General features: G+C 60.9%; 15 protein-coding genes. 3 read left to right on the top strand and 12 right to left on the bottom strand.

What is annotated here, in order from left to right:
• Window positions 1–104 precede the first annotated feature (104 nt).
• Window positions 105–1,544, bottom strand: coding sequence for an aldehyde dehydrogenase (locus QM596_RS18060; protein ID WP_283309591.1), 1,440 nt, complete (start codon window positions 1,542–1,544; stop codon window positions 105–107).
• Between the two features lie 113 nt (window positions 1,545–1,657).
• Entirely contained in the window at window positions 1,658–2,593 is a 936-nt protein-coding gene (locus tag QM596_RS18055) for a helix-turn-helix domain-containing protein (protein ID WP_283309590.1), read from the bottom strand.
• Between the two features lie 99 nt (window positions 2,594–2,692).
• Between QM596_RS18055 and QM596_RS18050 the strand changes: the two genes are divergently transcribed.
• The 3 genes from QM596_RS18050 (at window position 2,693) to QM596_RS18040 (ending at window position 6,815) form a co-directional block, all read left to right on the top strand.
• On the top strand, window positions 2,693–4,405 hold the full coding sequence (locus QM596_RS18050; RefSeq protein ID WP_047888204.1) for a thiamine pyrophosphate-binding protein: 1,713 nt from the start codon (window positions 2,693–2,695) through the stop codon (window positions 4,403–4,405).
• Entirely contained in the window at window positions 4,405–5,184 is a 780-nt protein-coding gene (locus QM596_RS18045; RefSeq protein WP_047888203.1) for an SDR family NAD(P)-dependent oxidoreductase, read from the top strand. The genes QM596_RS18050 and QM596_RS18045 overlap by 1 nt, the downstream gene beginning before the upstream one ends.
• A gap of 92 nt (window positions 5,185–5,276) precedes the next feature.
• Window positions 5,277–6,815, top strand: a complete 1,539-nt coding sequence (locus tag QM596_RS18040) for a long-chain-fatty-acid--CoA ligase (RefSeq protein ID WP_195791532.1) — start codon at window positions 5,277–5,279, stop codon at window positions 6,813–6,815.
• Window positions 6,816–6,818: 3 nt separating this feature from the next.
• On the opposite strand, the gene QM596_RS18035 is transcribed toward QM596_RS18040, so the two are convergent.
• Genes QM596_RS18035 through QM596_RS17990 form a run of 10 tightly spaced genes read right to left on the bottom strand, consistent with a single transcriptional unit; the run spans window position 6,819 to window position 16,315 of the window.
• Window positions 6,819–7,460: a TetR/AcrR family transcriptional regulator gene (locus tag QM596_RS18035; RefSeq protein ID WP_069146941.1), complete on the bottom strand. Its 642-nt coding sequence runs from the start codon at window positions 7,458–7,460 to the stop codon at window positions 6,819–6,821.
• A gap of 58 nt (window positions 7,461–7,518) precedes the next feature.
• Window positions 7,519–8,073, bottom strand: a complete 555-nt coding sequence (locus QM596_RS18030; RefSeq protein ID WP_142006430.1) for an Rv1363c family protein — start codon at window positions 8,071–8,073, stop codon at window positions 7,519–7,521.
• A complete protein-coding gene (locus QM596_RS18025; RefSeq protein ID WP_283309589.1) occupies window positions 8,070–9,308 on the bottom strand; it encodes an MlaD family protein in 1,239 nt (412 codons plus the stop codon). Before QM596_RS18025 ends, QM596_RS18030 begins: the two co-directional genes overlap by 4 nt.
• Window positions 9,305–10,378 carry an MCE family protein gene (locus QM596_RS18020; RefSeq protein WP_283309588.1) on the bottom strand — a complete coding sequence of 358 codons (1,074 nt, stop codon included), beginning with the start codon at window positions 10,376–10,378 and terminating at the stop codon, window positions 9,305–9,307. The genes QM596_RS18025 and QM596_RS18020 overlap by 4 nt, the downstream gene beginning before the upstream one ends.
• Window positions 10,378–11,457 (bottom strand): MCE family protein, encoded by a 1,080-nt coding sequence (locus tag QM596_RS18015; protein WP_283309587.1) that lies wholly within the window; start codon window positions 11,455–11,457, stop codon window positions 10,378–10,380. The genes QM596_RS18020 and QM596_RS18015 overlap by 1 nt, the downstream gene beginning before the upstream one ends.
• Window positions 11,454–12,446 (bottom strand): MCE family protein, encoded by a 993-nt coding sequence (locus QM596_RS18010; protein WP_283309586.1) that lies wholly within the window; start codon window positions 12,444–12,446, stop codon window positions 11,454–11,456. Before QM596_RS18010 ends, QM596_RS18015 begins: the two co-directional genes overlap by 4 nt.
• Window positions 12,446–13,453, bottom strand: a complete 1,008-nt coding sequence (locus tag QM596_RS18005; RefSeq protein WP_283309585.1) for an MCE family protein — start codon at window positions 13,451–13,453, stop codon at window positions 12,446–12,448. Before QM596_RS18005 ends, QM596_RS18010 begins: the two co-directional genes overlap by 1 nt.
• Window positions 13,450–14,634: an MCE family protein gene (locus QM596_RS18000; protein ID WP_283309584.1), complete on the bottom strand. Its 1,185-nt coding sequence runs from the start codon at window positions 14,632–14,634 to the stop codon at window positions 13,450–13,452. Before QM596_RS18000 ends, QM596_RS18005 begins: the two co-directional genes overlap by 4 nt.
• Window positions 14,631–15,476 carry an MlaE family ABC transporter permease gene (locus QM596_RS17995; RefSeq protein ID WP_019746829.1) on the bottom strand — a complete coding sequence of 282 codons (846 nt, stop codon included), beginning with the start codon at window positions 15,474–15,476 and terminating at the stop codon, window positions 14,631–14,633. The genes QM596_RS18000 and QM596_RS17995 overlap by 4 nt, the downstream gene beginning before the upstream one ends.
• Window positions 15,476–16,315 carry an MlaE family ABC transporter permease gene (locus tag QM596_RS17990; RefSeq protein WP_020968384.1) on the bottom strand — a complete coding sequence of 280 codons (840 nt, stop codon included), beginning with the start codon at window positions 16,313–16,315 and terminating at the stop codon, window positions 15,476–15,478. The genes QM596_RS17995 and QM596_RS17990 overlap by 1 nt, the downstream gene beginning before the upstream one ends.
• Window positions 16,316–16,407: the final 92 nt, after the last annotated feature.

Below are 16,407 nucleotides of genomic sequence, written 5' to 3'. Positions count from 1 at the left end.
TTCTGTAGCGGTTACTGCATTGAACCTAGCTTAACGATCGTTAAGTAAGTGTGCAATCATCATGTGCTCGACGATTTCCGGCCACTCATGGCGCAGGTGACGAATCAGGCCGTGGTGAAGATCGCTTTGGTCTGGAAGTATGCGGCCAGGCCTTCCGGTCCAAGCTCGCGACCGATGCCGCTCGCCTTGGTGCCTCCGAACGGTGCTCCGAAATCGAGTGTGTAGCCGTTGATCCCGAACGAACCGGTATCGACTGAGCGGGCTATTTCCATCCCGCGGTCGAAGTCGGCAGTCCACACGGTTCCACCGAGGCCGTACTCGGAATCGTTGGCGATTGCGATGGCCTGTGCCTCGTCGGTGTATGGAATGACAGAGAGTACGGGGCCGAAGATCTCTTCGGTTGCAATCGTGTGGTTTGCGGAGACGTTACCGAAAACGGTTGGCTCCAGGAACCATCCGCGTTCGAGTGTGCGCGGTCGTGATCCGCCGGTCGTGATCCGTGCGCCTTCCGCAGTGCCTGCGGCGATGAAGGACTCGACACGTTCGCGCTGCCCGGCGCTCACGAGAGGGCCGATGAAGGTGGTGGGATCCAACGGGTCGCCCACCGGCAGCGACTCGACCATTGCGGTGACGGCATCGAGCACTTCCTCGTAGCGTCCGACGGGCGCGAGAATTCTTGTCGAGGCGTAGCAGGTTTGTCCGGTGTTGATCAACGATGCCGTCGCCAAACCTGCCATCGTCGCGTCGAGGTCCGCATCGTCGAGAATGACTGCGGCGGACTTGCCGCCGAGTTCGAGCGATACCGGACGCAGAAGTTGTCCGCAGGTTGCTCCGATGTGTCGGCCTGCCGGTGTAGAGCCAGTGAACGCGACCTTGTGTACACCCGGATGAGCGACGAGGTATTTGCCGATTTCGGGTCCGCCGGTGATGATGTTGAGAACACCGGCAGGAAGACCGGCCTCCATTGCGGCCTCCGCCAGGACGAACGCGTCGAGCAAGGTCTCGGGTGACGGCTTCAGTACGACAGTGCATCCCGATGCGAGCGCGGGGGCGATTTTCATCATTGCGAGAAGAGATGGGAAGTTCCACGGTGCAATCGCGGCAACAACACCGATCGGTTCTTTCCGAACGATGGTGGTTCCCGTTCCGGCCAGCGCGTGACGGGGTTCTTCGAGCTCGGTCGTGCGGGCAAGCGCGGCGTAATAGCTCAAAAGCCCTGAAGGTCCCTGTCCTTCAGCGACAGTGGAGATCGATACGGGCATTCCGTTCTGCTGGCTGACCAATCGGGCTGTGAGGTCGGCGCGACGCCCCAAGGCTGCGGCAAATTGATCCAAGGCGTCGGCTCGGTCGGCAGGCTCGAGTCGCGACCACGTCCGGAAGGCCCGGCCCGCCGCCGCGACGGCAGAATCGACGTCGTTTGGTGCGCTGCCCGGCACGCTGCCGATCTTCTCTTCTGTGCTGGCCGAGTGCATCGAGATGGCGTCCGAAGTCGTCGGTGATTGCCAGGTTCCGTCTATGTAAAGGGCGGAGTGAGTGAGAATCATGCAGGCTCCTTGCGGTGGGTGGGTGTGCGGGGATCGGGGCGCTCACGTGGACGTAGGCAAACCGCCACACTCATTGACTTAGCGATCGTTATATAAGTCATTTGACTCACAAGCTATGTTGCTCCGCCTGTGGATGTCAATGGTCGAGGTGTCCGGCCGTGCATGAGAGTGGTGACCTGATCGGCGGCTTCACGCACAAGCTTGCCCAGTGCGGCGATCCGCTCCCCGGTCAGTGGTGACGGGGCATCGACCAAGCAGAGGATCAGCGCCGGTGTCGAGTCCTGGGCGAAGGCGACGGCATTGACGGACAGCAATTGATAATTGGCGTCGAGGTCGAGTGTTCCGACCGCGACATCCGCGGACAGAAGACGTCGCGCTTCTCTCAGTGCGAGTGCTGCCCTCTGGCCGCCGACTCCCGGGCCGCGCATCTCGGCGACGGCGTCGGAAATTGAACGTTCCTGTTGGCAAAGGCATTCCACGGCGAACCCGCGCTCTCGAATGGCCGTGAGGATTGGCTCGTACTCCGACCGTAGAAGTGCTGCCTCCGTTTCCAATGCCTCCTTGCCGAGGAGAAACCATTCGTGAAGGTCGTTCTCGTCGAACCATGCGGCAAGGCCTGCGCCCAGTGGAGGTGCCATCAGCACATTGTCGCCGATGCGCAAGCCGAGAGTTCCGCTGCGCTTGGAGATCGGTTGAATTGCCTCGGCGACAACGAGGTCGGCGCCGGATCGGATGAATCCGAGACAGGCCAGTTCGGATGTGTCGGCCAGTTCTTGCATGACGGTGCGTGAAAGATCGACGACATCGATTGCGCGGGAAGCGGCTTGGCCGATGGGGACTAGCGCCGGGCCGAGTTGGTAGGTCTTGCGGATCGGGTGACGGACGAGCCAGCCGGCCTCGGCGAGAGCGACGACCATGGGGTAGCAGGTCGCCTTTGCGACGCCGAGGTGTCGTGCGATGTCGGCGAGGCTCCGCCCCGCCGTGGGGTCGGATGCCAGCAGTTCGGTCAGCATGACGATTCGATCGGTTTGAGGGGAATTTCGTGCCATGTGTTCGCATAATGCCACTCTGGCGTCGCACTGTGACCCACGATACAGTGAAATGACTTAGCGATCGTTAATCAAGCGGCAAACTCCGGAAGGAAATACATGATTGTCAACGGTGGCGAATTACTTGCCAGGGCACTAGCTGAAGCGGGCACAACCGAGGTCTTCACCCTGCACGGAGGGCACTTGGATGCTTTCCTCGTAGCCTGTCGACGTCACGGCATCCGGCTCACCGACACCCGACATGAAGCCACTGCGGGACACGCTGCGGATGCGTACGCGCGAGTGACGGGCAATTACGGCGTTTGTGTGGTCACCTCCGGCCCGGGCTTCACCAATGTCTACACCGCGCTGACCAATGCACTCCTCGATCGCACGCCGACTATCTTCGTCGTCGGTGCTCCGCCGATGCGTGAGACCGAGACGAATCCGCTTCAGGGTGGTTTCGATCAGATTGCCGCAGCTGTTCCGGTGACCAAGTGGGCATACCGCATCACCGATCCGGCACGCGTCCCCGAGATAGTTGCCCTGGCAATTCGTAAGGCGACGACCGGAATTCCGGGGCCGGTGCTGCTCGAAGTGCCGATCGACGTGATGTTCGGTGAAGCCGACGAAGACACCGTGAGATTTCCGGTGAACTACACCGTGAGTGCGAGGTCGGGTCCGACTGCTGCAGCGGTCGAGGCCGCTCTCGATCTGCTCGGTGAAGCGACGAACCCCGCCATTGTGATCGGAGGTGGCGTCACTTTCTCCCATGCGAGCGCGGCGCTGGTGGCGTTCGCGGAAACGGTGGACGTGCCGGTGTTCTACCCCGGGAAGTCCGATGGAGCGGTACCCGCAAGCCATCGACTGGCCGGCGGCGGACTGTTGGCGATCGGCTCGTTGCCTGCCCTTGGGTATCCGACCCCCGACGTGGTGTTCGTTGTCGGTGCCCGAGCCGGGATGTTCACCGGCGGACGCACCAGCTTGTTCCCCGGTGCGCGGTTGGTGCAGATCGACGTCGACGCGTCCGAAATCGGGCGTATGCAGGACGTGGACGTTCCGATACTTGCCGACTGTCGAGAAGCGCTCATCGCTTTGAAAACTGCTGCTGATCAACGTCAATGGCCCGATTGGAGTGCCTGGGTCGATGCCGCCACCAGTGCGAAACATGCGCACCGGCATGGTTTCGAGGACGAAGCGACGGAAAGCGGTAAGGCGCATCCGTACTTTGCAGCGCGCGCGATCGTCGAAGCCTGCCCGCCCGGTACTACTTTCGTGATGGACGGTGCCGAGGCCCCGTCGTGGGGCGAGTTCTTCACTACCGCCGAAGAGGTTGGTGGTGTTTTGAGGCTCGGCTACCTCGGATGTCTGGGTGTGGGGCCCGGTTTCGCAATCGGCGCACATCGAGCACGACCGGAATCACCCGTCGTGCTCATTACCGGTGACGGCGCGGCAGGATTCCACATCCAGGAATTCGACACGATGGCCCGTCATGGAATACCTGTTGTGACAGTGATATTCAACAATGCAGTGTGGGGGATGTCGATCCACGGCCAGGAAGCGGTGTACGGGGACGAAGGAATTGTCGTATCCGAACTCGCAGACAGCGCATACGAGAAGGTTGCCGAGGCCTTCGGTGGATACGGAGAGCGTGTTAAGGATGTCGCCTCCATCGCCGACGCTATGAAACGCGCGTTCGACGCGGGGGTTCCCGCATGTATCAACGTCGAGGTGGACCCGCACGTAGTCCACCCCATCACGACGATGATGCTCGGTGACGTCACGAGTACGGACGAAATCGTTGTCCCGTACTACGAGAACATTCCTCGCTGATGCCGGGGCGAATGGAAGGTGCAGTAGCCGTCGTGATCGGCGGAGCATCCGGTATCGGTTGGGCAACAGCGCAATTGCTGGCTGCCGAAGGTGTGAGCGTCGTGATAGGCGACATCGACATCGAAGGCGGGCGGAAACGCGCCGTAGAACTCGGTGGGCGAGCTGAAGCAGTCCGGGTCGACGTCGTCGACGAAGAATCGGTCAAGGGGATATTCGAGGGGGCCGAGGCGCAGCATGGTCGGTTGGATATCGCGGTCAATTGTGCCGGGGTGAATCTGCCGGGCTACATAACGGATTTGGAGGCGCAGACTTGGCGGCGCACCGTTGACATCTGTCTCACCGGAGGTTTCTTCGTGATCAAGCACGCGGCGCGTGCCATGACTGCCGGTGGATCGATCGTCTCGATCACCTCATTGAACGCACGGCAGGCGGCTGCAGGTTTTGCAGGATACTGCTCCGCCAAAGCTGGCCTCGCCATGCTCACCGAGGTTGCGGCACTCGAACTCGGAGACCGGGGGATACGCGTCAACGCGGTTTCGCCAGGTCTTGTCGAAACGCCACTTGTCGAGGGTCTCACCGGTGTGCCGGCTATTCAGGCGGACTTCACCGAGAACACTCCGCTCGGACGTAATGGGTTGCCACGCGACGTTGCCGAAGCGGTGTTCTTCCTCGCTTCCGATGCTTCTTCGTGGATCACGGGCGAGGTTCTCGATGTCAACGGGGGTGCCCACTTACGTCGGTACCCGGACGTGATGAAACACATCGGGGCGATGCAATAGCTCGTCGAGAGTTCGTCGGTTCTGATAGCGCCCGGGTGTCGTCCACGCGCCCGGGCCGGAAGTTACGTCCAATCCAGAAAGGGCTTTTCACGATGTGCTCGCAATATCGCCTTGCCGATGAGTCTCGACGCCACGCTGCTGCACGACCAGACGCCCTCGCGTTGACAGGTCGAGACGGGTCGATGACGTTTGCCGAGCTCGACCTCCGCACCAGTCGGCTGGCCAACGTTCTTCTCGACCTGGGTTGTAGATCTGGAACCAGGGTGGCCGTGGTGGACAGAGGCTCGACTCAAGTCGTCGAGATCGTACTTGCGGCAGCGAAGATCGGGGCAGTGGCAATCCCGATCAATTGGAGGTTGTCCGGCGCCGAGGTTGCCGAGGTGCTCGCCGACGCGGACGCTCGTGTGTTGTTCTTCCACAGTGAATTCGAGGGTGTGGTCTCGGCGGTGCAGGCATCGGGAGGGACGAAGCTGCGTGTCGTGAGGATCGACGGTTCCGAGGAGTTCGACTACGAAGCGCGATCGGCAGGCGCAAGTTCGGTCGATCCGGGATGGAGCGGGAGCCTGGACGACGTTGTACTGCAACTGTATACATCCGGAACGACGGCAAAACCCAAAGGCGTTCTCACGTCCAACAGGAACCTGGAGGCATGCACGCGAACCGGCGGGCCATGGGGATTCGACGAATCCTCGGTCAGCTTGTGTGCGATGCCACTGTTCCACATCGGTGGATTGGGTTGGGCGCTCGTGGGGCTTGCGAATGGCGCCCATAACGTCGTTCTCCCAGAATTCACACCTGCCGGTCTGTTGGAAGTACTGGAAGGGATGAGTATCACCAATACCTTTCTCGTGCCTTCCGTCATCGGGATGCTGGTCGACGTACCAGGCGCGCGAGAGCGCAATCTCGCAACTCTCCGATCCATCGCTTACGGTTCCTCCCCGATCACACCATGGGTCTTGAAGCGAGCTCTCGAGACGTTCCGCAAGCCCCTGTTCCAGGTCTACGGGCTGACCGAAACGCATGGAGCAGTAACACAACTTGATTCTTGTGACCATGCGGTGGACGGCGAGAAGGTCGGACTGCTGCGCTCGGTCGGAAAACCCTACCCCTGGGTGGACTTGAAGGTGATGTCACCGGAAGGCGAGGAAGTTGCGGTCGGCGAGGCCGGCGAGATCTATGTCAGGTCTCCGCAAACGACCGAAGGTTACTACCGACGGCCGGAAGAGACTGCCGCTGCGATAGATACCGACGGGTGGTTCCATACCGGCGACGTGGGACGGGTCGACAGCGAGGGCTACGTCTACATCACCGATCGGATGAAGGACATGATCATCACGGGTGGAGAGAACGTCTATCCCATCGAAGTCGAATCGGTCATCGCCGACTATCCGGGAGTATCCCAAGTTGCCGTCATCGGAGTGGAGGACCCACTGTGGGGCGAGGCGGTCAAAGCCGTCGTAGTTGCTGCTGCAGGGCATCAACTCGATACCGACTCGATTTCAGGTTTCGTTCGAAGCCGACTTGCCGGCTACAAGTGCCCCAAGTCCATCGAGATAGTCACGGAACTTCCGTTGGGTGCTACTGGCAAGATCCTCAAGCGCGAACTTCGGGCGCGATACAGGACAGTATGAGAATCAACGTGCACGCTTGCGGCCGGGTTTGCATCCAACCGTATTCAGTGCGATCACGGCGTACTTCTGAGCTACCTCTTCCGGGGTGAGTTCTCCCTCGGCGTGATACCAGCGCGGAATCGACTGGCACATCGCGAGAAGTGCGCGGGTGGTCTCGGGCACGTCTGCTACTGAGAAGAGACCTCGTTCCGAACCCTCGGTGACTATACCGAGCACCAATTCTTCGACGCCCTTGCGTACGACACGATATCGCTGTCGGTGTTCGGGACTGAGGTAGCGCACTTCCCCCTCGAGGGCTGCCAACCGAGAGCGGGTCGTCATACGAAGCACGATCGCTTCGACGACGTTGGTGAGCTGTTGTCGAGGGTCGTCTCCGCCGTCGGAGTACGCGCTGTGGGCACGAGCGAGGACGTCACTGGTCGAAATCTCCAGCAGAGCAAGGAGGATCCCCTCTTTGCTCTGGTGGTGGTAGTAGAGGGCGGGGATCGTCACGCCGACGCGGCGTGCGATCTCGCGTATCGAAGTACCGTGGAACCCGTTGTCGTAGAATCCTTCGAGGGCGGCTTCCAGGATAGGAGTCAGCTCGAGCGGCTCGATCCGTCGCCAACTGGCTGTGGCGTCCTTCGCCGAATCTTTCGTGGCCATACGTGGTCCCCTAGCTATCGCTCGATAATGCTCGGGGAGATACTACGCCGCGACGAAGTCACAACAACTGCACGTTGCTCAGTTTCCACTCGCCGTCCTCGCGGACCAGAGAAAGTTGCATGCGGTTACGGTCGATCCTCGGATCGGGGGAGTTGGTATTGGTGATCGTCTGATCGAGGAACACGAGCACCTCGGCGTTGTCGCGATCACTGCTCGCCAGTCCGGCTGAAATGATCTGAGCGGACGAGGTCGCCTGATACTGCACGATCATGTTCTGCAGGTTGGCTGCCACCTGGGCGTACTGACCGGCGAACTCGCCGACAGAGTTGTCACGCACCACGGAAAGATTCTGATCGAGGTTCTGGAAGTTGTACGTCGCAAGATCAGTGGCGAATTGCCGTCCGCTGTCCAGTGCGCTGGTACGCGCGTCTTCGTCGGCCGATTTCTGCCAGGTCGCGAATGCGCCCCATCCGAGCGCCGCGACCACGACCAGGACGCCGGCAACGATCAACAAGGTCTGCTTGCGAAGCCGCTTGGGCTTTTCGGCGATTGTGGGTGTCGGACTCTCGGGGGTCTGGGGTTGGGGTGTCTCGGACTGGGGTGTCTCGGTCATTGCGTTCCTTGTACTAGTAGTGCGGCAAACGAGTTGTCACCGAGAACGGTGTTCTGACCACCGTTGAGGCCCAGACGAATCGACGTTCCGTCACCGGTCGCAACGGTGCCGAGGGCAGGATCGTATTCGGCAACCCCGTCGATCGTTCCAGCTCCGGTGGGGACGTTCTGCGAACCGCGATTCTGGATCCGGCCCGACTGGTCCGCGCAGTGTTGGTTCTTGTCGAGCGTGGTCGGTGAGGTGTCCTGTACCGATCGTCGGGGCGTGTCGTAGATACAGACCGGGCCGAGTGCTGTGATCAGATCAAGCTGTGCGCGTCCGTCTTTGACGATACTTCCGAACTTCTCGAATCCTTTGGGCACCACCACCAACAAGGCATCGACGGCAGGCATCCGTGCAGTGACGATCTGAGTGGAGACGAGAGAATTGGCCAACAGCAGACTGAACGGCTCACGACTCTGTTCGATGAGAGGCAGTATCTGATTGTCGAGAACACTCGGGCTTCGATCGAGGAGTGTGCGCAGTTGCGGATCGGAGTTTCGGGCCTGATCTGTCAATTGGCGAAGTGTGAGTGCAACTTCGGGAAGAGCGTCAATATTTTCCTCGTTCGCAGTGAACAGTGAGCGCGAGTTCTCGACGAGTGTGTTGACACGCGGTTGATCGGCTTGGACAGTGCGCGCGAGGACGTCGAAGTTGTCGACGAGCGCCTGCAGATCCGGACCCAATCCGTTCAATCCCTCACCGAGTTCGTGCGAGAGGGTTCGCAGGTCTGCCGGATCGACGGTATCGGCAGCAGCGTTGAAATTCGCAATCACGGTTCCCAACGCGACCGGGATCGAAGTGCGCTCAGTCGGAACAACCGAACCTTCAACCAGATACGGGCCGCCGTCGGTCTGCGAGGACAACTGAACTTTCAACACCGGAACGGCGGTGTCCTGGCTGATGGCCACATGCGAATCGCTGGGGATCTGTTGGTCGGCGGCGATGCTCAACGTCATCACGACGAGGTCCTGGGCAGAGTCCACCTCCACCGACTCGACGTCGCCGACGGTGACTCCGCGATAGGCCACTTCCGAACCCGGAGCGATTCCGGCCGCGTTCTCCAATTCGACGGTGACCGAGAACGTTCCGGTGAAGGGATCTCCGGCACCTACTTGTCGGAGCACATACGTCGTGCTGACCACTGCGATGAGGAGAAAGGCGACGATCTCGAAATAGACGGTTCGGTTCTTCATCGCGTTCCTCCTTGCAGGGGTGTCGTGATCGGCAGTTCCCGATCGGAGGCGGGCAGAGGTGGCAGTGGCGGTGCGGCGCCCGGAATTATCTCGTTGAGCACCCCGGTCACGGTTCCCTCGACATCGACGTCGAGGTCGATGCTCACGTAATCACCTGGGCTGGCGCGCTCGAGGAGCACTCTCGCGTTGTCCAGGTTGGACATGGTCTCACTCAGAGTCGGGCCCATCGCCGAGAACTGGTCGAGGATGGGTGACAGTCGTCCGGTGATCTCGGAAATCTGGTCGGCCGACTGGTCGAGCACGGAATTGGTTGCGGTACTGAGCCGATCGGTTTCGTCGAGAAGATCGAGGAGCGGTTGTCGTTGGTCGGCGATCACGCCCAATGCGGGTGTGAGTGTTCGCAAGCCTTCGTCGATGGTGGCGCTCTCGTCACCGATCAGAGCGCTGAGCCGGTTCAGGGAATTCAGTGCCGAATTGATCGATTCCTTTCGGTCGTCAAGTGTTCCGAGAAAAGTGTCAAGGCGCGCAAGCAGATCGCGGATCGTCTCCTCCCTGCCGTCGAGAATCTGATCAGCCTCACTGACGATGTTCTTGACCTGCGCCAACCCACTGCCGTTCAACAGAGTTCCGACGGCGCCGAGCAGTTGTGCGACATCGGGTCCGCGCACGGTCTCCGATCGCGCGATGGTGGAACCTGGATCGAGCCTGGGGCCCGTTGGATCGACCGGAACTTCGAGGTTGACAAATGCGTCGCCGATCGGGGTGGACAGCTCGATCCGAGCGCGAGTGCCGACGGGTAGTTCGATGTCCGGTTCAATTTCTGTATGTACTACGGCTGCAAATGTTTCCGCGCTCATCGACGTGACTCTGCCGACCACTGCCTGGCCGATCCGCACCTCGCCGCCGACGGGGAGTAATGACGCATCGACGAATTCCATGTTCAGCGGGTACGACTCTCCTGGCAGACTGCGCCCGAGGGGGAGGTGCTGGAAGTTGAGACTGCAGCCGGTCAACGGCGCCGCGATGACAAGTGCCACGACAACGCTCACCACGGACTTGTTCGACGCCATCAGTTGCCCCCACCGAGGATGCGTGCCAGGTCGGAGCTGCCTGCCGAAGGAAATTCGATGGGATTGACGATCCCAGGCCCGGTGCACAGCGGAATCGGCATCTTCTCGCACAGTTCTCGCGTCGTGTCGAACTGTGAGAGATCGGTGGCGACGTTCAATCGCGCTCTGGCTCGGCCTTCTTCGGTGACGAGGTTGGCGACGTTCTCGAATCCCGTTGGTGCCGTTTCGATGATCTCGCGCAGTTGGTCCTGTTTGGTCGCGACTGCACCGGCCAACTGTGCGAGCGCACCCAGATCGGCGGTGACCGCCTCGCCGTGTTCGGCGAGTAGCGCTGAGACCTGTCCGAGCAACGTGGTCAGGGAATCGAGCGCCCCGCTGATGTCTTCTCGCTGGGTACTGAACGCGCGGGCGGTGACTGTCACCGAATTCGACAGCGCGTCGACCTTGGTCTGGTTGTCCGCGATCAACTGCACGAGGGTGTTCAGGTTCTTCACGAGTTCGGAGATGTCGGGACTTGCACCCGCCAGTACCGAACTAGCCTGTGAGATGGACCGAACGGCATCGTTGAATGCTTGCCCGTTGCCGTCCAACGCGTGGGCGCCTTCTCCGATGAGGTCACCGATCCCACCGCCGTCCGCGCCAGGGCCGAGCGCCACCGTCAGTTCGTTCACCGATGCGGTGAGCTGGTCCCATGTGAGAGGGGAGTGAGTTCGTTCGAGAGGGATCACTGCGCCGTCCACGAGGAACTCACCGTCCTCGTAGCCGGGGCCGAGTTCGATCGTGCGGTCACTGATGACCGAAGGAGACAGGACCCAGGCCTGCGCGTCGGCCGGTATGCGTGTTCCGGATGGCAGGCTCATCGCCACTCGTACCCGGGACCCTTCCGGCGTGACGCTCTCGACCCTCCCGCTGGGAACTCCCAGAATAGTCACCGTGTTGCCGGTGAAGATGGCGTCGGTCGAGGTGAATTCGGCAGTGAGAGTGAGTTGGTGTTCGTCACGCGTGACGAACAGGACCGCACCGATCGCGCAGATCATTATCGCTGCCAGCACGGCGAGCTTCTTGACGGTCGTGGTCATCGACACCCCTGAACGAGCCCGACGACGCACAACCAGTTGTCCGGGATGAGGGTGGAGGGCGAGTTGAGGTCGAGCCAGTTGCCGTTACCGGTCGCATTGGTGACGTACCGAACGCTGGGGGCGAAGTTGTCGAGCAACGTGGTCAGTGATTGTTCGTTCTCGGAAAGAACTCCCGTCACCTCGTGGATGTCTCCCATGACCGAGTCGACCAATGCCTGGTTGTCACCCAGGAACTGGGCAAGTGTGGTGCTCAACTGATTGAGGTCTTGTACAAGCGCATTCAGCACATCTCGCCGGTCGGCGATCGTGGCCATCACCAGGTCCGCATTTCCCAGAAGGGTTTCCAGAGTGTCCTTCTGCTCGATCAGTGTTGCGGTCGTCTGCTGCGCTCCGGTGAGAAGGGAACGGAGCGCAACGTCGTTGTCGTTGACTACTCCGGAGAGTGCGTCGATTCCCTCGAGCGAGCGGCGAATGAGCTCGGGATCGTCCGGTGAGTTGTCGGACACCACGGTCAGCATGTTTCGCAGTTGTTGCAGATCAAGGTTTTCCGAAGTGGATTGTGCTCCTCGTCCGAGATCGTCGAGGGTGAACGGAACACTCGTGTTCTCGATGGGAATGGTCGAACCTCGGGGTAACGAGCGCGATCCGTTCGGAGTGATGTCGAGCGAGCGTCGGCCGAGCAGAGTCGAGATCTTGATGTCCGCGCGCGAGTTTTCGCCGAGAGTGACGCCGTCGTCGAGTCGGAAGGTGACTTCAACAGAGTTGCCGCTGACCGCCAACGAGGTGACCACCCCGCTCGGGACTCCCGCGACGTTGACCGGATCGTCCTGCGTCAATCCGGTGGCGTTGGCAAACACGGCGTTGTACTCGTTGGTCTTGACCTTCAAGATCAATTGAGGGACAACGAGTGCGGCCAGAACGACACAGACTCCGACGAGAATGCAGATCATTCCGTTGCGGACCGGGTTCTTGACGGTGAGCCAGTTCATCAGCACACCGCCGAACGCTCGGGGCCGCCGAGAGTCACCGATTGGTCCAGCGCGCTGAGCCGGAAATTACAGATGTAGATGTTCGCCCAACTGCCGTAGCTCATTGCGATTCCCAATTGGGTGAACAGTTGATCGAAAGCGGTGATACCGGTCGCCAGCGACTCACGATTGTCGACGACGACGCTGGCCGACTGATCGATCGAAGTCAGCGCGCCAGCCAAGTCCGGTTCCACGCGCGTCACCAAGTCCTGAAGGGAAGAAGTCAGGGCACCTGCGGAATCAACTGCGGCCGAGATCTGTTGGCGATCCTGTGCCAAACCGCCTACCAGCGTGTCGAGCGTGTTGATCATCTCGACGAAGTTGGGTCGATTCGTCGTCGTGACGGTGAGTACCCGGTCGAGGTTGGTCAGTAGTTGGTCCAAGATCGCGTCTCGGGACGTCAAGTTCTCGGTGACGGCAACTGTGCGCTCCAGCAGGCTTTCGATGGTGGAACCTTGTCCTTGGAATACCCGGACGACTTGTGCGGCAAGCTTGTTGACTTCTGCGGGGTCAAGTGCGTCGAACAGGGGACGGAAACCGCCGAGGATGTCGGTGAGGTCGATCGCCGGCTGAGTCTGTTCCACGGGAATTGTGGCTCCGGGGGAGAGGTAGTTGCCGGCTACGAGTTCGCCCTGTCCGGGTTCGATCGAGATCGTCCGTGCCCCCAGCAGATCTGCATACCTCACCACAGCCCGACCGTCGGTCGGAATACGTTGTGTAGATTCGAGTTCGAAGCCGACGACGGCTTGGTTGTTCACCAACTCGACGCTGTCGACGCGCCCTACTCGCACCCCGGCGATCTGAACATCGCTGCCGGTGACCAGGCCGGAGGCATTGACGAAGACGGCCCGGTACTGCGAACTAGACCCGGAGACTGGGTTGATCAGAGTGCTCACCACAACCACGGTGGCGAGAATCGACAGCGCGGCAAACAGTCCGAACCTGATCAGAGATTTCTTCACGCTCATCCGCCCACCACCGTCGTGCCGCGAAAGACCGGCCCCGCCACGAGAGTGTCCAAAGCTGTACCGCCCTGGGTGATAGCTGAGATCAGGGATTGTTCGGCAGGGCTGCCGACCGGGCCGACGGTTCCGCCGAACGCGGTCGCGGCGGCAGGACAGTTGGGGCCGCGGGTCCCGTCGTATTGTGGGCAGTCGGTCTTTCCGTACGGATACAGATCTGTGACAGACAGGCGCAGGTCAGTGCTGAGCCACGGGCCGTGCGCCAATGCGGGCGGGAGTTTGATCGTGAGATTGCGCAGGCCGTTGTAGAAGGTGGTGATGTGGTCCGGCCGCGAAGTGATTGCACCGGTGAGGGAATCGGCGTCGTCGACCAAGGTGATCAGGCGGTCGCGATTGTCGCCGATCAGACTCGTGGCAGCAACTCCCGTGCTGGTGCCTGCTCGCAGAAGCCCCGCCAATCCGTCGGATTTCTCGACGACGGTCTTGGATGTGGTGATGGAGTTCTCGAATGCGGCGAGCATGTCGGGCGCACTCGTCGAGAGACTGTCGGCGAGCGTGGCTATGTCGTCGAGGTCGTCACCGAGTCCGTCGATGACAGGCTGCGCACCGACCAACGCTTGGTGGACTGAATCGAGAGACTCACCGATCTGGTTTCCCTTGCCGCTCATCGCATCCGAGACTGCCGTGAGCGCCGCGTTGATGTCGGCGGGGTCGAGGGAAGAAACGAGCGAGTAGATCCGTGAGATCGATTGGTAGAGCTGGACCGCGACTTCGGACTGATCTGATACCAACTCGGTACCCGGCGCGAGAGCAGGACCGCGCGAGAGACCGTCAGGTTGAATCAAGTCCACGAAGAAGTCGCCGAAGATGTTGCGAGGCATCAGCCGCACCTGACTTGTCGACGGTATGTCCTCGAATGCACCCTCGTCGATTGCGAGTGAGATGGTGGAAGCGGTGGTGCCAGGCTCGATATCGGCGACCGAACCGACGACGACGCCGCGGTACTGAACCGAGGATCCGACTCGCAGCGCACCGGCGCTGGCAGGGACGACAGCACTGACCTGCGGTGTGGAACTGAACGTGTCCGTGCCCCTGCTGAACAAGAAGACGTAGGCGACGATCAGCAGGACAATCGCAAGTAAACCACGCAGTGCCAGTGCAATTCGACTGGTGCCCGTGACGATCATCCGGTCAACCCGGGCACCTGAGGTTTGAGTCCCCAGAGCGCGATGGTCATGGCGACGTCGGTGAAGGCCAGGAAGACGATGCTGGTGCGCAGCGCTCGCCCGGCTGCTCGCCCGACGCCTTCAGGTCCACCCGTCGCGGTATAACCGTAGTAGCAGTGCACGAGGGTCACGACGACCGCGAACACCATGACTTTTATCAAGGACAACCAGATGTCGTTGGGAGAGAGGAAAAGACTGAAGTAGTAGCCGTATGTTCCCTCCGACTGGCCTTTGACCCGGATCACCGCAAGCGCCGTTGCCATGTACGAAGCAAAGAGGCCGACCAGGTACAGCGGGACCACCGCGATGAGCGCCGCGATCATTCGGGTGGTGACCAGGTATCGCAGCGAGGGAATCGCCATGACTTCGAGTGCGTCGATTTCCTCGGAGATCCGCATGGCTCCGAGCTGCGCGGTGAATCCAGTTCCGACCTTGGCAGCCAAGGTGATTGCGGCAACGAGTGGTGCGACCTCACGAGTATTCGCGATGGCGGACATCACGCCGGACAGCGGTGCGAGGCCGACGAGGTTGAGTCCGCGGTAGCCCTCGAGTCCGATCTGGGAACCTGCGAAGAACGAGATCGCGAAGATCACGACGACGCTGCCGCCGCCGGCGAGCAGGGTGCCCGAACCGAATGCCACCTGGGCGACGAGACGGGCGACTTCACGCCAATATCGCTTGAGGGTTGCCGGAATCGAGATGATGACGCGCGCGTGGAACGTGAACTGATCGCCGAGTCGACTCAGACCGTCGACGGTGCGCGAACTGGCCCGCTTGGCACGAATTGCGATGGGCAGGTGCATCAGTAGGCACCCTTCACCGAGACGAACAGCGGGTAGAACTGGGTAATTGCGAGGTTGGCGACGAACACGAGGACAAACGAGAGCACGACGGTCTCGTTGACTGCGTCGCCGACGCCTTGAGCTCCGCGCTTGACGGTCAGGCCCTTGTAGCAGGCCACGATTCCCGAGATGAGAGCAAAGGCAACGGCTTTGATACCGGAGACGACGAAGTCGCTCGGTTGACTGAATTGAACGAGATTGCGCAGGAAGCTCTGTGCGTTGCCGTCGAGTATCAGGACGTGAACGAAGAGGCTTGCGCCCAAACCGATCACGAGAACTATCGAATTCAGCAGGAGGCAGACGACGGCAATTGCGATCATCCGCGGCACGACCAGGCGTTCCAACACCGGCAGGCCCAGTACTTCGAGCGCATCGATCTCTTCGCGGATCGTGCGCGCTCCCAAATCTGCGCAGATTGCGGAACCGCCGACGCCGGCGATGATCAGGGCGCAGACCAGCGGTCCGGCCTGTCCGATGATGAGGAACGCGACGACTGCACCGCTGTATGAACCCGCGCCGATTTGGTCTGCGAGCGAACCGATCTGGAGAGCTACGCCCACGCCGAGGGGAATCATCACCAGTGCCGAAGCGACCGAGGTGACGTGGGCGAGAAACCACATCTGGTCGAGCGCTTCACGCCAGGCGAGGCGCTTGTGTCGCAGAGTTGTGAAAGCGGCGACGCATACGCGAACGGTGAAGGTGAACAGCAGTCCGATCTCGGACAGCAGGTTCGAGAACATGTTCGTCTTGGCGGGGGAGGCAGGCGTTGCGTCCCCGGTTGTTCCAACTTCAGTGCTCACGCCATCCCCCTTTCCGTCCGAATCGTTCTGGTCGGGTTTCTTCGATCACACTCGGACGGTCGAAGTGCTCCAGGTCACGTCCCGAGACGGTA

It is taken from the genome of Rhodococcus sp. IEGM 1406 (assembly GCF_030056745.1).
GTDB classification, from domain to species: Bacteria; Actinomycetota; Actinomycetes; order Mycobacteriales; family Mycobacteriaceae; genus Rhodococcus_F; species Rhodococcus_F erythropolis.
This window is presented reverse-complemented; position numbering and strand designations above follow the sequence as displayed.